We start from the raw sequence: 13,356 nt of genomic DNA, 5'->3' as shown, positions 1-13,356 counted from the left end.
CGAGCAACGCGAGTCGGTCAGGCCGACGAGGCGGCTCGATGCAGTCGGAGTCGCACGGTCGTTCCGTCGCCGGCCGTCTCGAACTGCACCGCCCCGTCACAGTTCGAGACGATCCAGCGGACGGCCCACAGTCCCAGGCCGCTCGTGTGGTCGAGCTGGGTTCGTTCGCGGGTTCCCGTGAGGTGTTCGTACTCGGTTTCGGGGATGCCCGGGCCGTTGTCGGTCACCGTCACGGTGACGGTCTCGTCGGCTTCCTCGGCCGCGACCGCGACCCGCGGCTGCTCGCTGTCGTTGTGGACGATCGCGTTCTCGACGAGGTTCGTCAGGGCGACCTGCAGTGCCGGGACGGCCTGGACGCGGAGGCCGTCGGGCACCGCCGTCACGTACGACGCCGCGCGGTGTTCTCGACGGACCGCTTCGACGGCGTCGTCGACGAGCGACGAGAGTTCGAGCGCTCGCAGTGTCGCGTCGTTCTCGAAGAGGTCGCGCAGGTCGTGGACTTCCTCGCTGATCGCGAGCAACTCCTCGGCCCCGGTCCGCAGGCGGGTCGCGAGGGAACTGGGCTCGCCGTCGAACCGCTCGTCGAGTTCCTCCGCGTATCCGAGGATGACGCTCATCTTGTTGCGGAGGTCGTGACGCATGATCCGATTGAGCACTGCCAGTTGCTCGTTTTGGGCTTCGAGCTGCTGTTCGTACGCTTTGCGTTCGGTGACGTCCTGGACGACGCCGATCGCCTGCTGGGGCTGCCCGTCGGCGTCGAACTCCATCTCCGCTTTCTCGCGCACCCACTTGGTCTCGCCGTCGACGACGATGCGGTGTTCGACGTCGAACGTGTCGCCCTCCAGCGCGGCATTCCACGCGTCCGCCATCTGCTCGCGGTCGGCGGGGTGAACGAACGACATGAACTCCTCGTGGTCGACCGAGCCGTCGGCCCGGGACCGTCCGAAGATGTTGTACACCTCGTCGGACCACCAGATTTCGTCGTCCGGGACGTCTCGGATCCAACTGCCCACGTCGGCGACGGCCTGTGCGTTCCTGAGGTGTGCTTTGCGCTCGCGCAGTCGCGCCTCGGTCTCGTGTCGGTCCGTGACGTCGCGGGTGACCATCACGACGCCCTCGCCCTCCTCGGTGGGTTCAGTGAGCGGAGCGATGCGTCCCTCGAACCAGCGGGTGCCCGCGCGCACGTCGAGCCGATACTCGATGGCCTGCGTCGCCTCCGTCTCGAGCGCTCGCTCGATGGCGCTCACGATCTTCTGGGCCGGCTCGGCCGGCAGCATGTCCGTGACCGTCTCACCCCTGATCGCTGCCGGCGATCTCGTGAGCAGCGATTCGTTGTCTTCGTTGGCGTACACCTCCAGGCAGCGCCCCGCTCCGTTGAACAGGAACGCCAGGTCCGGAAACGCCGCCGTCAGCGCCTCGAGCTTCGCGGCGTTGGTCCGGAGCGTCCGCTCGCGCTGCTTCAGCTCGGTGACGTCCCTGAGTGCGCCGTACACGCGGACCGTCTCGCCGTCTTCCGTGACGGGTTCCCCGCGGACGCGGACCCACCGGACGTCGTCGGTGTCGGTGACCAATCGAACCGTCTCGTCGAACGGCGCCTCGTCTTCGATCGCCGCTTCGACGGCGGCGGCCATCCTGGGTCGCTCGTCCGGGTGATAGTACGAGAGTGCGGATTCCAGCGTCGGTTCGTACTCCGCGCCGACCTCGTGAATACGGCGCGTTCCGTCCGTCCAGCGGAGCGTCTGGGTGCGAACGTCCAGCTCCCACCCGCCGGCGTCCGCCAACTCTTCGGTGGCTGCCCACAGTTGTGCTCGTGAGTCGCCGAACCCGTCGCTGTGCCGCTCCTCGTCGACGGACGCCGGAGACTCATCCATGGACTCGTCGATTGCATTTAAACTATTAATAACGTTCTCCCTGTTTTCAGCAGTGATTCGTGCGCCGCGAACCCGGCCATATAAGACCTCCTGGGATAATCTCCGAGTATGACTCACGGGAGCGTTCGAGAGCGAGAGCCCGAGGGGGCGCTGGCGACTGCCGGCGAACGAACCCTCTACGTCGGTCGGGACCGGCCGATTCGGATCAGTGCCGGCCATCGACTGCTGCATCACGACGGGAAGTGTTCGCGCCCGCACGGCCACAACTACGAGATCACTGTCGAAGTCACGGGCGAACTGACCGAGGAGGGGTGGGTCGTCGACAAAGGCGATATTACTGGGATCATCTCTGAGTGGGATCACAGGTTCCTGCTCGAAGACGGCGATCCGCTCGTCGAGGCGTTCGAGGCCAGCGGCGACGGCGACGCGACGGTCGTCCTCGAGGACCCGCCGACGGCCGAGGTGATGAGCGTCGTGCTCGAACGGCGCATGCTCGAGTCGTTCCCGGACACCGTCTCGGACGTGTCCGTCGAGGTCCGCGAGACGAGCGAACTCTGCGCGAGCTACTGATGCCGGTCGACGCCGACGGCACCACCGACGCCGAAACCGAGGGCGCCCTGCCGATCAACGAGCTGTTCTACTCGCTCCAGGGCGAGGGCCGGCTCGCGGGCGTCCCGACCGTGTTCGTGCGCACGAGCGGCTGCAACCTCCGGTGCTGGTTCTGTGACTCTTACCACACGTCCTGGGAGCCGACCCACGACTGGCAGGACGTCGACGAGATCGTCGCCGCGGTCGACTCGTACGACCAGGCCGAGCACGTCGTCCTCACGGGTGGCGAACCGCTGCTCCACGAGGCGTCGGTCGACCTTCTCAATCGCCTCGGCGACGCCGGCTATCACACGACCGTCGAGACCAACGGCACCATCTTCCGGGACGCGCACGTCGACCTCGCGAGCATCAGCCCGAAACTACAGAGTAGCACGCCAACCCCCGAGAAGGACCCGACGGGCGAGGGCAAGTGGGCCGAGCGCCACGACCAGCGCCGCGTCGACCTGGACGCCCTCGCCGCGCTGGTCGACGCCTACGAGAGCCAGCTGAAGTTCGTCGTCACCGACGCCGACGACCTGCCGGAGATCGACCGGCTCGTCGAACGCGTCCGCGACGCGGCGGCGACGACCGTTCACGATTCCGACGTGCTGCTGATGCCCGAGGGCGCGACCCGCGAGGCGCTGGACGAGACGCGAAACGCGGTGGCCGAGTTGGCGATGGACCGCGGCTACCGGTACACCCCCCGACTGCACGTCGATCTCTGGAACGACGCCCCTGGTACCTGAGCATGACTGACGACACACCCACCACGACCGAGCAGCGCGCGGCGATCCTCGTCTCCGGCGGCATGGACAGCGCGACCGCCGTCTACGAGGCGATGGATCGCGGCTACGACCCGTACCTCCTGCACGCCTCCTACGGCCAGGAGACCGAACACAGGGAACGCGAGTGCGCCGAACGGCTTGCCGAGGAGGTCGCCGCGGCCGACTTCCTCCACGTCGAGACGCGCCACCTCGCGGCCATCGGCGCGTCGAGCCTCACCGACGACGAACTGGACATCGCCGACGCAGCCCTGGACAGCGAGGAGGTGCCAACCTCCTACGTCCCGTTCCGGAACGCGAACCTCCTGTCGATGGCCGTCTCCTACGCCGAGGCCAACGACTGCGACGCCGTGTTCATCGGTGCCCACAGCGAGGACTTCTCGGGGTACCCGGACTGCCGGCCGTCCTTCTTCGAGGCGTTCCAGCAGGTCGTCGACGTGGGGACGAAACCCGACACGGAGATCGACCTGGTCGCGCCGTTCGTCGAGTGGTCGAAGACCGACATCGCCGAGCGCGGGCTGGAACTGGGCGTGCCCTACGAGCACACCTGGAGCTGCTACCGGTCGGAGTCGCCCGCGTGTGGCACCTGCGACGCGTGTGCCTTCCGGTTGCAGGCGTTCCAGCGGCTCGACGTCGCCGACCCCATCGCCTACGAGGAGCGGCCGGACTACGCCGACGACGCGTAACGCTCGGCCGCGCTCCTGCGGCGACGGTTGGCAAGTACTATTCTTTCGCGGGGCTGTAGAGAGCACCACGTAGCATGATCGAATCGAAGCGAGCGCTCCTGTGGACCGCCGTCTTTGCGATCCTGGTGGCGTTCAGCGTGCCGTGGTTTCTCTGGCGGAACGCGACGGTGGTCGCGGGGCTTCCAGTGTGGGTCTGGTGGCACGTCGGCTGGATGGCCGTGACGGCTGCCGTCTTCCGGGTCTTCGCGACGCGCGCCTGGGGGATCGGCATCGAGGAGGGCGCGTAGATGAGCGTCCTTCTCGAACTCGGGATCATCGCGGCCTACCTCGTCGTGACGCTGCTGATCGGCGTCGTGGCCTACAGGGCCACCGAGCGAACAGCTGAGGACTACTACCTCGCCGGGCGGAACATCGGGACCGTCGTCTTGCTGTTCACGACGTTCGCGACGCTGCTGTCGGCGTTCACGTTCTTCGGCGGCCCGAACATCGCCTACGGCGCCGGGCCGGAGTGGATTCTCGTGATGGGGCTGATGGACGGCGTCCTCTTTGCCATCCTCTGGTACGTCGTCGGTTACAAGCAGTGGCTGATCGGGCGCCGCCAGGGGTACATGACCCTCGGCGAGATGCTCGGCGACCGCTTCGGCTCCCAGCGACTGCGTGGACTCGTCGCCGCTATCAGCCTGTTCTGGCTGTTCCCGTACGTGATGCTCCAGCAGAAGGGCGCCGGCACCGCCATCCAGGCGCTGACCGGCGGGGCGGTTCCCTTCTGGGTCGGCGCCGGCGGCATCACCGTGTTCATGATCCTCTACGTCGTCGTCGCGGGGATGCAGGGGGTCGCCTGGACCGACACCGTCCAGGGACTGTTCATGCTCACCATGGTGTGGGCGGCGGTCGCCTGGGTGCTCGCGGCCGTCGGCGGGCCGAGCGCCGCGACGGCCAGCCTGCCAGCCGAGTTCAAGGCCCTCGGCGGGGCCGCCGCGCCGGGCGCGCCGTACTCGCCGGCGTTCGTCGTCTCCAGCGCGGTGAACATCGCCTTCGGCGTGGCGATGTTCCCGCAGATCAACCAGCGCTTTTTCGTCGCGCGCTCCAAGCGCGTCCTCAAGCGGACCTTCTCGCTGTGGCCGGTGCTGGTCGTGTTGCTGTTCGTGCCCGCGTTCATGCTGGGCGCCTGGGCGAAGGGGCTCGGCGTCACCGTGCCCGAGAACGGCAACGTCCTGCCGGTGTTGCTCGCGTCGTACACGCCGGTCTGGTTCGCCGCGCTCGTGACCGCCGGCGCGATGGCGGCGATGATGTCGTCGTCTGACTCGATGCTCCTCTCGGGGTCGTCGTACCTCACGCGCGACATCTACCGGCCGTTCGTCAACCCGGACGCCAGCGACCGCCGTGAGGACGCCGTCGCCCGCGTCGGCGTCGTCGTCTTCGCCTCGGCCGCGTTCGTCGCCAGCCTCTGGGCGCCGGGGTCGCTCATTCAGATCGGCGACACGGCGTTCGGCGGCTTCGCCCAACTCGCGCTGCCCGTGCTCGTGGCGCTCTACTGGACCGGGACGACCCGCTGGGGCATCCTCGCCGGCGTCGTCGGCAGCCAGGCGTTCTATCTCGCGAGCGTCTTCCTCGCGCAGGTCCCCTCGCTCGTGTTCGGCGGCTGGAACGCGTCGCTGCTCGGAATGGTGCTCGGGCTCGTGCTGACCGTCGTTTTCTCCGCGCTCACGACCGCTGGGCCCGCTGAGGACGTCTCCGTCTACTTCGAGGGGCTCCGCGCCGACTGACCGGCCGCGGTCAGTCGGCCAGTCGAGACCGGTCGCCGGTGCCGGCGGTCATCGCGCTGGCGAGGGCGCCGCGCACGACCACGTCGTCGCCGAGCGTCGTCAGCCGGATCTCGGGGATGTTCGACATGACCTCGTCGTCGAGGCGGTCCCGGACGGGATCGAGAATCAGGTCGGGGTTGTTGAGTGCCACCGCGCCGCCGACGTAGATCACCAGCGGCGCGTAGGCGTGGACGAGGTTGACGACCCCGCGGGTGTTCCAGTCCGCGAGGCGGTCGACGACCGCGTCGGCGAGCGGGTCCTCGCCGGCGGCCGCGAACAGGTCGGCGGCCGAAAACGACGCGTCGGTCACGGACAGCGCCGTCTCGACGTCGATCGTCTCGTGGACGTGCCGAGCGTACTGGGGAATGCTCGACCCGGCGCAGTAGGCCTCCCAGTGACCGTCGCGGCCGCAGCCGCAGGTCAGTGCGCCGGCGGGGTCCAGCGTCAGGTGGCCGATCTCCCCGGCGTTGCCGTCCCAGCCAGAGAGGACGCGGCCGTCGACGCAGACGCCGGCGCCGATCCCGGTCGAGATGGTGAGATACACCATGTCGTCGGGGGTGTGGTCGGCGTAGAACCGTTCCCCGATGACGCCCGCGACCGTGTCGTTGTGGAGGTACACGTCGCTGCCGCCGACCAGCTCCCTGATCGGCCCGGTCAGCGGGACGCACTCGACTGACGCCGGCAGGTTGGCCGGACTGTCGATCGCGCCCGCGGCGAGGTCGAGCGGCCCGATCGAGCCGACCCCGACCGCGTCGAGCCGCTCCGGGTCGATCCACGCGGACGCACACGCCTCCCGGAGGAGGTCGAGGACGGCCTCGGTGACGTCGATACCCGTCGGTCCCTGCGGCGTCGGTGCTCGCGCAGTCGCCAGAATCTCACCGTCGTCGTCGCCGACGACTGCCCGCGTGTTGGTACCCCCGACGTCGATACCACCGTACCGTCCCATCTGGTCGACCCCGGGTGATGCAGTCACTTAAATGCGCCATTTTTACTCGCTACCGAGTACGCCGCGTCCTCCCGTCGCGGGACGGATGCCGCCCCGACGGAGTGGCGGAACGTTGCTGCTGCCGGCGCTCGCGTGACGGTTCTGTGGCTGGAGCTCGGGTCACGATTCTCACCGTCCGCCGTCGGCTCGGTGGTGTCTCTGCCGCGTCGAACGTACGGGGCGTACGTTCGTGAGAGGTCGTCGCGGTCGGCGCTGACGCCGTGCCGGGCTCGTCACTCGTCGAAGCCCTGGACGCGGTCGTTGCTCGACCAGTCGGCGTGTCCCCGTTCGAGCGCGTGGGCCTCGCGGATGAAACTGTGGAAGTGGGCGCTGATGTCGCTCTGGGTGATGATGCCGACGACGTCGAGGTCCTCCACCACGGGGAGTTTCTTGATCTTCTTGTCGTGCATCCGATCGATTGCGGTCCGGACCGTCTCGCTTTTCGACGCCGTGACCAGGGGGTTGTTGGCGACCTTCTTGACCGGAATGTCGGGAAACGGGCGTTCGGTGACGGCGCCGGCGTGGAGCGCGTCAGTCTTGGTGAGGATGCCGTACGGATCGTCGCTGTGCGTGACGATGACGCTCCCGACGTCGTTTTTCAGCATCCGCTCGACCGCGGTCTGGAGCGTCGCGCCGACGTCACACGTCACGATGTCGGTCGCCATGACGTCCTTGACGAGCATACCCGCGGTCTTCTCACTGCTCCGATATCAGTGTTGGCGGCGTCGGGGCTGGACGGTCACTCGCGAGGCACCGCGGGGTAGGACTGTCGCGGCCCGGTCGTGTTCCGGGCGACGATCTGCGCGGTGGCCGACTGGCGGTCGTCCCCGCGGTCCTCGGTGCGCTCGTCGTAGTACAGCACCGTCAGGTCGAGACACGCGCGGAGCAACTCGTTGGCGGCGAAGCGATACCGATCGGTACTGGGCCCGCTCTCGACGTCGTCGGTCGTCCGGAGGTGGTGTTCGACGAAGAGGGCGCCCCCGGGCGCCAGCGCCTCCTTGAGGTCGGCCAGGCGGTCGATGGCCCGGTAGAAACTGATCGTCACGACGTCGTAGGTGCCGGTGGGGAAACAGTAGGAGGGGACGTCCGCCTGGATGCAGTTCAGGCGGTCGGCGACGCCGCGTTCGCCGGCGCGGTCGCGGGTGATCTCCAGGCCGGCCCGCGACTGGTCGATGGCGTCCACCTGGTATCCCTCACTGGCGAGGAAGACGGCGTTACGTCCCGTCCCGGCCGCCACGTCCAGCGCCCGGCCGTCCGGGAACGCCCCGAGGTAGCGTTCGAGCACCGGCGACGGGTCCGGGTCCTGTGGATACGATCCCGTGCGAAAGCGTTCGTCCCACGTCGGCATGTACGGCGCTACGACTGACGCCCTCATCAATCCCGGCCGACGGCCACGGGCGCACTGGCGAGACCCGCCGGTCGCGAACGGATACTGGTGTGGGTACCGCGAAAGGAAGAAGTGGGGGGTGGGGGTGGGGGGTGGTGGCACGCGGTGTGCCAGTAACTGACACTGGCGGGTGATGGGTAATAAATCCATCCGTCGGAGTATCACCGATGATACTCGCTTCGCTGGCGGTGCGGACGCCGTGCGCGGTGGGAACTGTTTTTTGCCTCGGTTGCCTCCCCTGGGACATGGATCTCGACGAGGTCGAAGCGTGTATCGAGGAGACGATCCCCGACGCCGAGGCGACGGTCACGCACGCTCGCGGGCCCGAAGACGAGGATCACCTCGCGGCGACTGTCGTGTCGCCCGCGTTCGAGGGGGAATCGCTGGTCGACCGCCACCAGCGGGTCCACGACGCGCTGGGCGAGCGACTGACGCGTGACATCCACGCGCTGGAGATCGAGACGTACACGCCGACCGAACGTGACGACGCGGCCTGACCGCGGGGTAGCGGAACGCATTTGCCTCGGGCCGTCGACGTAACAGGTATGACTTTCGACCCGAACGAGAGCCTGCCGCAGGACGAGGTGACCGAGCGCGTCGACGACGCGATCGCGGACAACGAGGTCGTCCTGTTCATGAAGGGAACGCCGATCATGCCCCAGTGTGGGTACTCCGAGAAGGCGATGGCGCTGATCGGCAAACACCGCGACGAGTTCGAGACGGTGGACGTGCTCGAATCACTCGACGAGTTCCGGACCGCGCTGGAACCTCACAGCGGGCGGGAGACGATCCCCCAGACGTTCGTCGACGGCGAGTTCGTCGGCGGGAGCGACATTCTGGAGCAACTCGAGGAGCGCGGCGAACTGGCGGCCACCCTCGACGCCTGAGCCGGGCCGTCGTGGCCAGCCGTCCCGCCAGGGTCCCGGACGTTTATGCCCGCACGCCCGGTACGACGAGGTAACTGATGGACGCATCACGGTTGCGACTCGCGAAGGGGGCTGCGGTGAGCCTCGGGAGCTTCGTCCTGTTCGGCGTCGTGACGGGATTGATTCCGAACCCGATCTACGTCCGCATGGTTCCCTCCCGGCCCGTCGACTACCTGTTTCTCGTCCTCACGGCGGGGCTGCTCGGCGTCTACGTCGCCCAGCGGCCGCCGGTCGAGGACCGATCCGACGACCGACTCGCCACGCTGGGCACCGTCGGCGGCTTCCTCGCGTTCGGTTGCCCGATCTGTAACGCCTTCCTCCTGGCGCTGTTCAGCAGTTCGGCGCTCATGACGTACTTCGATCCGCTGCGCCCGCTGCTCGGGGCGGTCGCCGTCGTCCTGCTGGGCGGCCTCGTCTACGCGCGCTACACGCGTGCCTGCGAGACCTGTCAGCCGGACGCGCCGGCGGAGTCCGCCGGTGAGAACCATGGCTGAGGACGACGCGCTCTCCGTCGACGAGTTCGTCGAGTACTGCCAGGTGCAGGCGGGTCTGCTTTCGGGGCGCGTCGAGACGATGAGCGACGACCTCGACGACCTGCTGGACGAACTCGACGCGGAGATGGCCGAGATCCGCTCGCAACTCGACGGCCGCCCCGACGAGGTCGCCGACACTGTCGGCCCGCCGTCGGCGACGGGGCCGGACGAGTCGGTCGATCTCGACGACCTGGAGGCGCGGGAAGCCGACCTCGAACAGAAGCAGGCGCTCGTCGAGGCCAAACAGGCCCGGATGCTCGCCTTCCAGGAGTTGGCCGCCGACTACACGGAGCTCGCTGCAGAACTCGAATCCGACGTGTCCGACGGTGCGGACGCGCTCGAACGGGTCGTCCGGTTCGAGGTCGAGCGCGACGCGCCGGCGTACTTCCCGGACCGCCAGACGGTCGCCGAGGCCGCCGCGGCGTCGGACGAGGACGCCTAACGGAGGTCCGTCGCCTCGTAGACGCCGGGAATCCCCGTCTCCTCGACGGTCGCGGTCACTTCCTCGCCCTCCGATGCTTCGGTGTCGGAGACGATCGTCACCGCCTTGATCGGGGTGCGCGCCAGGAACGAGCGGATGCGCTCGAACCAGGAGGGCGACCCGCCCTCCCGACAGACGAGGATGTACCGCGACTCGGCGAGCGTCCGGAGGTCCTCGGTGAGCTCGAACTCGTCTCTGTCGTCCGGGTCCACGACGTGGATCACTTCCCCACGCACCGTCTGGGCCATACCGACCGCAGTCACTCGAGACAGATGTGTCTTGCAGTTGGCGGCTACAGCTCGACGGTCGCGAGGTCGGACTCGAGTTCCCCGACGTGCTCGTTGTAGGCCTCGACGAACCCACGGAACGCGGGCGCGAGTTCGCGGATGTCGGGAGCGGCCGGCGGTTCGTACTGCGAGAGCAGGTAGATCCCGCCTTCGCCGCCGACGCGGAGGTACGAGGCGCCCTCGTCGTCCCACTTCAGTTCCCAGCGCGTCCCGTCGACGCGGGCGGTGAACGTGCCGTAGTCGGTGCCCTCGTAGCGGTGGAGCGCGTGGGCGATCGAGTCGCAGACCTCGCGGATGCGGCCGACGATGCGATCGCGCTCGGCGACGACGCCGTCGGTCGACGCCAGGGCGGGAAACTCGGTCGGGACGTCGTCGAGGACGCCGTCCAGCGACGCCACGTGGTCGTTGTAGCTCGCGACGAATCCCTCGTAGTCCCGCATGGCCGTCGCAAGAGCCTCCGGCTCGGGCGGCTGTTTCGTCGAGATCACGTAGATATCGCTCCCCGACTTCGGGGAAAAGCGGAGATACTCGAGGTCGCCGGCCTCGTACTTGACCGTCCACTTGCCGCGGTCGGTGTCGAACGTTCGCTGGCCGTAGTCGCCGCCCTGCAGTTTCGCCAGCGCGTAGGCGACCCGTCCGGCGTGGTCGCGGACCGCCGCCACGATCTCGTCGCGGCGGGCGGCGACGGCCTCCGTGTCTTCGAGTTCGGCCACGTCGATCATCGTCGGGGAGAGGCCGTCGGTGGGCATAACGGCTGTGTTCCGAGTGCCCCGACTGACGACGGGACGAGTGCTCGCCGTTCGAATATCGCCTGTGGAACTGAATACAGATCTCTCCCAAACCGGCTGTGTGTCCTGGTTGGCAGTGCCCTCATATAATTGTGTATATTGTACAATACTGGGGGAACGTTTATGGCGAATTGGTCCGCCTGTACTGGTACGAACATGTCGCGAGTCCCCGAGATCACGCCCGAGGAACTGTACGCGAAGATCCAGGCGGGCGAGTCGGTGACGATCGTCGACGTGCGCCAGCCCCACGAGTTCGAGAAGTGGCGCATCGAGGGGCCGAGCGTCGAGACGATCAACGTGCCGGACCGGAAGCTCTCCCGGATGGACCCGGCGGTCGCGCTGGCGGACGTGCCGACGGAGACGGTCGTCACGGTCTGCGGGACGGGCAAGATCAGTCGGGGCTCGGCGCGGCACCTCCAGCGGACTGACGCCGACGTCAGAAACCTCGCCGGCGGGATGGAAGCGTGGGCAGACCTCTCCGTGCACACCGAACTGACGACGGATGCGGACGCGACGATCGTGCAGTTCCGGCGGCCGTCGAGCGGGTGTCTCGCGTATCTCGTCGTCTCCGGGGACGCGGCCGCGGTGATCGATCCGCTGCTGGCGTTCGCCGGCGAGTACGTCGACGTGGCGGCCGACTACGGCGCTACCATCCGGTACGCCGTCGACACGCACGTCCACGCGGATCACGTGAGCGGGGTCCGGGCGCTCGGCGAGCACACCGAGGCGACGGCGGTCGTCCCCGAAGCGGCGACGGACCGCGGCGTCGAGTACGACGTGGCCTACGAGACGATCGCCGACGGCGACGCGCTCGCGGTGGGCGAGAGTGCGATCGAGGCGATCCACACGCCGGGCCACACCTCGGGGATGACCGCCTACTACGTCGACGAGGCGGTCCTGTTCACCGGCGACGGGCTGTTCGTCGAGAGCGTAGCGCGGCCGGACCTGGAGGCCGGGTCCGAGGGCGCGCCGGAGGCGGCCGCCCAGCTGTACCACTCGCTTCAGGAGCGCGTCCTGACGCTGCCCGAGACGACGCTGATCGCGCCGGGGCACTACAGCGACGCCGCCGAGCCGGCGGCCGACGGAAGCTACACGGCGACGCTCGGGGAACTCGTCGAGGCGATGGACGCCCTGTCGCTGCCCGTCGAGGAGTTCATCGAACACGTGCTGAGGGATATGCCCCCGCGGCCCGCGAACCACGCCCAGATCATCGACGGGAACCTCGGGCAGCGCGACCTGTCTCGCCAGCGTGCGCTGCAACTCGAACGCGGCCCGAACAACTGCGCTGCGTCGACCGACGCGATGACGGAGTGACGACGGCCAACGCCGGCGGCGTCACTGATCCTCGACGGCTCGCACCGAGAGAACGGGGGCGTCGGCGGTGCGGACCACGTGTTCGGTCACGCTGCCCAGGAGGTAACGGTTCAGGCCACTGCGCCCGTGGGTGCCCATGACGATGCAGTCGGCGTCGTGGTCGGCGGCGTACTCGAGGATCGCCGTTTCGGGTTTGCCGCGGCCGACGCTGCCTTCGATGGTGCCCACGTCGGTGGCCTCGGCGCGGAGGAGCGCGTTGTCGAGGACGTCCTTGCCGAGTTCGTCCACTGCCTCTTGCGTCTCTCCCGAGGCAGCGCGGTGCCAGGGTTTGCTCGTGTCGACGAGCGTAATCAGGTGCAGGGTCGCGTCGGTCTCGGCGGCGAGGTCGATCCCGAGTGCGAGGGCGGCGTCGGCGCTCTGACTGCCGTCGATCGGCACGAGCACGTTCTCCAGGTCGAGGTTCGCGGGGAGGCTACCGCCCTCGTGGACCGTCAACACCGGCACGTCGGACTCCCGGAGGGTGCGTTCGGTGACGCTCCCGAGGACGAAGCGATCCAGGCCCGTGCGTCCGTGGGTGCCCATGACGACGAGGTCGGCGGCGTGTTCGTTCGCGAACTCGACGATCACCTCGTGGGTGGGCCCGTGCGATTCGACGACGTCGGTGGCGGTCTCGACGCCGGCGTCGCCGGCCGCGCTGGTGAGCTCGTCGATCGCGGTTTCGCCGACGTGCGCGAACTCGTCCGCGTCCGCGTCTTCGATCCCGGGGGGCAGTTCCCCGAGTTCCAGGACGTGCAGCACGTGCAGCGTGGCGTCGAAGCGGGCCGCGAGTCTCACGGCGCTGTCGGCGGCGTTCAGGGCGACGTCACTGCCGTCAGTCGGGACGAGGATCCGGTCGAACATTCACACGCTGCCGTTCGCCACCC

General features: G+C 68.3%; 17 protein-coding genes. 10 read left to right on the top strand and 7 right to left on the bottom strand.

Annotation, left to right across the window (positions count from 1 at the left end; translation table 11 throughout):
- Window positions 1-17: 17 nt before the first annotated feature.
- Window positions 18-1,871 carry a PAS domain-containing sensor histidine kinase gene (locus tag MU553_RS16635; RefSeq protein ID WP_247379518.1) on the bottom strand — a complete coding sequence of 618 codons (1,854 nt, stop codon included), beginning with the start codon at window positions 1,869-1,871 and terminating at the stop codon, window positions 18-20.
- Between the two features lie 108 nt (window positions 1,872-1,979).
- Here MU553_RS16635 and MU553_RS16630 point away from each other — a divergent pair, with 108 nt between their 5' ends.
- From MU553_RS16630 to MU553_RS16610, 5 genes are all read left to right on the top strand, one after another.
- Window positions 1,980-2,441: a 6-pyruvoyl trahydropterin synthase family protein gene (locus MU553_RS16630; protein ID WP_247379516.1), complete on the top strand. Its 462-nt coding sequence runs from the start codon at window positions 1,980-1,982 to the stop codon at window positions 2,439-2,441.
- Complete coding sequence (locus tag MU553_RS16625) at window positions 2,441-3,205, top strand: 7-carboxy-7-deazaguanine synthase QueE (RefSeq protein WP_247379514.1); 765 nt, start codon at window positions 2,441-2,443, stop codon at window positions 3,203-3,205. The genes MU553_RS16630 and MU553_RS16625 overlap by 1 nt, the downstream gene beginning before the upstream one ends.
- Before the next feature lie 2 nt (window positions 3,206-3,207).
- Window positions 3,208-3,927, top strand: a complete 720-nt coding sequence (queC, locus tag MU553_RS16620) for a 7-cyano-7-deazaguanine synthase QueC (RefSeq protein ID WP_247379512.1) — start codon at window positions 3,208-3,210, stop codon at window positions 3,925-3,927.
- A gap of 74 nt (window positions 3,928-4,001) precedes the next feature.
- A complete protein-coding gene (locus MU553_RS16615) occupies window positions 4,002-4,214 on the top strand; it encodes a DUF3311 domain-containing protein (protein ID WP_282594339.1) in 213 nt (70 codons plus the stop codon).
- Window positions 4,215-5,693, top strand: a complete 1,479-nt coding sequence (locus MU553_RS16610) for a sodium:solute symporter family protein (RefSeq protein ID WP_247379510.1) — start codon at window positions 4,215-4,217, stop codon at window positions 5,691-5,693.
- A 10-nt stretch (window positions 5,694-5,703) separates the two neighbouring features.
- On the opposite strand, the gene MU553_RS16605 is transcribed toward MU553_RS16610, so the two are convergent.
- The 3 genes from MU553_RS16605 to MU553_RS16595 form a co-directional block, all read right to left on the bottom strand.
- Window positions 5,704-6,678, bottom strand: a complete 975-nt coding sequence (locus MU553_RS16605; RefSeq protein WP_247379508.1) for an ROK family protein — start codon at window positions 6,676-6,678, stop codon at window positions 5,704-5,706.
- Window positions 6,679-6,950: 272 nt separating this feature from the next.
- Entirely contained in the window at window positions 6,951-7,400 is a 450-nt protein-coding gene (locus tag MU553_RS16600; protein WP_247379506.1) for a CBS domain-containing protein, read from the bottom strand.
- A 56-nt stretch (window positions 7,401-7,456) separates the two neighbouring features.
- Complete coding sequence (locus tag MU553_RS16595; protein ID WP_247379503.1) at window positions 7,457-8,065, bottom strand: class I SAM-dependent methyltransferase; 609 nt, start codon at window positions 8,063-8,065, stop codon at window positions 7,457-7,459.
- 284 nt (window positions 8,066-8,349) lie between these two features.
- On the opposite strand from MU553_RS16595, the gene MU553_RS16590 reads away from it, so the two are divergent.
- The 4 genes from MU553_RS16590 (at window position 8,350) to MU553_RS16575 (ending at window position 10,005) form a co-directional block, all read left to right on the top strand.
- Complete coding sequence (locus MU553_RS16590; RefSeq protein WP_247379501.1) at window positions 8,350-8,601, top strand: BolA family protein; 252 nt, start codon at window positions 8,350-8,352, stop codon at window positions 8,599-8,601.
- Window positions 8,602-8,649: 48 nt separating this feature from the next.
- Window positions 8,650-8,991 carry a glutaredoxin family protein gene (locus tag MU553_RS16585; RefSeq protein ID WP_247379497.1) on the top strand — a complete coding sequence of 114 codons (342 nt, stop codon included), beginning with the start codon at window positions 8,650-8,652 and terminating at the stop codon, window positions 8,989-8,991.
- A 77-nt stretch (window positions 8,992-9,068) separates the two neighbouring features.
- Entirely contained in the window at window positions 9,069-9,524 is a 456-nt protein-coding gene (locus MU553_RS16580) for a hypothetical protein (RefSeq protein WP_247379495.1), read from the top strand.
- Window positions 9,517-10,005 (top strand): hypothetical protein, encoded by a 489-nt coding sequence (locus MU553_RS16575; protein ID WP_247379493.1) that lies wholly within the window; start codon window positions 9,517-9,519, stop codon window positions 10,003-10,005. The genes MU553_RS16580 and MU553_RS16575 overlap by 8 nt, the downstream gene beginning before the upstream one ends.
- Here the strand turns inward: MU553_RS16575 and MU553_RS16570 are convergent.
- Window positions 10,002-10,292 (bottom strand): DUF7526 family protein, encoded by a 291-nt coding sequence (locus MU553_RS16570; protein WP_247379491.1) that lies wholly within the window; start codon window positions 10,290-10,292, stop codon window positions 10,002-10,004. The genes MU553_RS16575 and MU553_RS16570 overlap by 4 nt on opposite strands.
- Before the next feature lie 44 nt (window positions 10,293-10,336).
- Window positions 10,337-11,053, bottom strand: coding sequence for a profilin-fold protein (locus MU553_RS16565; RefSeq protein ID WP_247379489.1), 717 nt, complete (start codon window positions 11,051-11,053; stop codon window positions 10,337-10,339).
- Between the two features lie 222 nt (window positions 11,054-11,275).
- Here MU553_RS16565 and MU553_RS16560 point away from each other — a divergent pair, with 222 nt between their 5' ends.
- The gene (locus MU553_RS16560; protein WP_247379487.1) at window positions 11,276-12,433 is read left to right on the top strand and encodes an MBL fold metallo-hydrolase; all 1,158 of its coding nucleotides are present in this window, start codon (window positions 11,276-11,278) and stop codon (window positions 12,431-12,433) included.
- A 21-nt stretch (window positions 12,434-12,454) separates the two neighbouring features.
- On the opposite strand, the gene MU553_RS16555 is transcribed toward MU553_RS16560, so the two are convergent.
- Window positions 12,455-13,333: a universal stress protein gene (locus tag MU553_RS16555; RefSeq protein ID WP_247379485.1), complete on the bottom strand. Its 879-nt coding sequence runs from the start codon at window positions 13,331-13,333 to the stop codon at window positions 12,455-12,457.
- Window positions 13,334-13,356 lie beyond the last annotated feature (23 nt).

Source organism: Halorientalis brevis (assembly GCF_023077655.1).
Note: the sequence above shows the minus strand (reverse complement) of the source record. Positions and strands in the feature narration are given on the sequence as shown.

Excerpts from the sequence above, each read along its gene's own strand:
- MU553_RS16605 (WP_247379508.1), bottom strand. The coding sequence starts at position 6,678 with ATGGGACGGTACGGTGGTATCGACGTCGGGGGTACCAACACGCGGGCA.
- MU553_RS16635 (WP_247379518.1), bottom strand. The coding sequence starts at position 1,871 with ATGGATGAGTCTCCGGCGTCCGTCGACGAGGAGCGGCACAGCGACGGG.
- MU553_RS16560 (WP_247379487.1), top strand. The coding sequence starts at position 11,276 with ATGTCGCGAGTCCCCGAGATCACGCCCGAGGAACTGTACGCGAAGATC.
- MU553_RS16570 (WP_247379491.1), bottom strand. The coding sequence starts at position 10,292 with ATGGCCCAGACGGTGCGTGGGGAAGTGATCCACGTCGTGGACCCGGAC.
- MU553_RS16580 (WP_247379495.1), top strand. The coding sequence starts at position 9,069 with ATGGACGCATCACGGTTGCGACTCGCGAAGGGGGCTGCGGTGAGCCTC.
- MU553_RS16625 (WP_247379514.1), top strand. The coding sequence starts at position 2,441 with ATGCCGGTCGACGCCGACGGCACCACCGACGCCGAAACCGAGGGCGCC.
- MU553_RS16590 (WP_247379501.1), top strand. The coding sequence starts at position 8,350 with ATGGATCTCGACGAGGTCGAAGCGTGTATCGAGGAGACGATCCCCGAC.
- MU553_RS16600 (WP_247379506.1), bottom strand. The coding sequence starts at position 7,400 with ATGCTCGTCAAGGACGTCATGGCGACCGACATCGTGACGTGTGACGTC.
- queC (WP_247379512.1), top strand. The coding sequence starts at position 3,208 with ATGACTGACGACACACCCACCACGACCGAGCAGCGCGCGGCGATCCTC.
- MU553_RS16555 (WP_247379485.1), bottom strand. The coding sequence starts at position 13,333 with ATGTTCGACCGGATCCTCGTCCCGACTGACGGCAGTGACGTCGCCCTG.
- MU553_RS16630 (WP_247379516.1), top strand. The coding sequence starts at position 1,980 with ATGACTCACGGGAGCGTTCGAGAGCGAGAGCCCGAGGGGGCGCTGGCG.
- MU553_RS16595 (WP_247379503.1), bottom strand. The coding sequence starts at position 8,065 with ATGCCGACGTGGGACGAACGCTTTCGCACGGGATCGTATCCACAGGAC.
- MU553_RS16565 (WP_247379489.1), bottom strand. The coding sequence starts at position 11,053 with ATGATCGACGTGGCCGAACTCGAAGACACGGAGGCCGTCGCCGCCCGC.
- MU553_RS16610 (WP_247379510.1), top strand. The coding sequence starts at position 4,215 with ATGAGCGTCCTTCTCGAACTCGGGATCATCGCGGCCTACCTCGTCGTG.
- MU553_RS16585 (WP_247379497.1), top strand. The coding sequence starts at position 8,650 with ATGACTTTCGACCCGAACGAGAGCCTGCCGCAGGACGAGGTGACCGAG.
- MU553_RS16575 (WP_247379493.1), top strand. The coding sequence starts at position 9,517 with ATGGCTGAGGACGACGCGCTCTCCGTCGACGAGTTCGTCGAGTACTGC.
- MU553_RS16615 (WP_282594339.1), top strand. The coding sequence starts at position 4,002 with ATGATCGAATCGAAGCGAGCGCTCCTGTGGACCGCCGTCTTTGCGATC.